The organism is Calidithermus roseus (assembly GCF_003574095.1).
Lineage (GTDB): Bacteria > Deinococcota > Deinococci > Deinococcales > Thermaceae > Calidithermus > Calidithermus roseus.
In genome coordinates, this window is the sequence record NZ_QWLA01000174.1 from 1 (window position 1) to 885 (window position 885).

The window sequence follows — 885 nt, forward strand, 5'->3', positions numbered from 1 at the left end:
GTGCTCAGCCAGGTACTTTTCGGCGGCCATGGCAGCCCGGGTGCCCGCCCCCACGCTGGTGGTGAGCTGGCGGTAGACCGGGTCGGCCACGTCCCCCGCGGCGAAGATCCCCGGCACGCTGGTGTAGACCTCCTCCCTCACCTCCACGTAGCCCTCCCTCCCCAGCGCCACCACTCCCTTCAAAAAGCCGGTGTTGGGCTCGTGCCCGATGAACACGAACACCCCATCGGTCTTGTAGTCGTAGACCTCCCCGCTCTTGAGGTTCTTCAGCCGCACCCCCCCCACCGTCTCCTCCCCCAGCACCTCCTCCACCACGTGGCTCCACAGGAAGTGCATCTTGGGGTGGGCAAAGGCCCGCTCCTGAGCGGTCTTGTTGGCCCGCAGCTCGTCGCGGCGGTGGATCAGCGTGACCTTGGAGGCGAACTTGGTCAGGAACAAGCCCTCCTCCACCGCCGCGTCGCCCCCGCCCACCACCACCACTTCCTTGCCGCGGTAGAAGAAGCCATCGCAGGTCGCGCAGGTGCTCACCCCCCGTCCGTAGAACTTCTCCTCCCCGGGCACCCCCAATCGCCGGGGATTGGCCCCGGTGGCCAGGATCACCGTGCGGGTGGGGTAGTTCTGCGTGTAGCCCTTGACCACGAAGCCCACAGCGGCCCGCTCGAGCCCCAGCACCTCCTCCATCTGCACCTCGACCCCGAAGCGCTGAGTCTGTTTGAGCATGCGCTCGGCCAACTCCGGCCCGCGGATGCCCTCGGGAAAGCCGGGGTAGTTCTCCACCTCCTCGGTCTGGGCGATCTGCCCCCCGGGCAACCCCTTCTCCAAAATCACGCTCCTCAGGCCGCCCCGCCCGGTGTAGATGCCCGCCGTGAGCCCCGCCGGACCCCC

1 protein-coding gene is annotated in these 885 nt (G+C 68.2%); it reads right to left on the minus strand.

Translation table 11 applies throughout. The annotated features are described in order from the left end of the window. Positions 1-885, minus strand: an 885-nt coding sequence (trxB, locus tag Mrose_RS18455) for a thioredoxin-disulfide reductase (RefSeq protein WP_119280679.1), incomplete at both ends; no start/stop codon positions are given.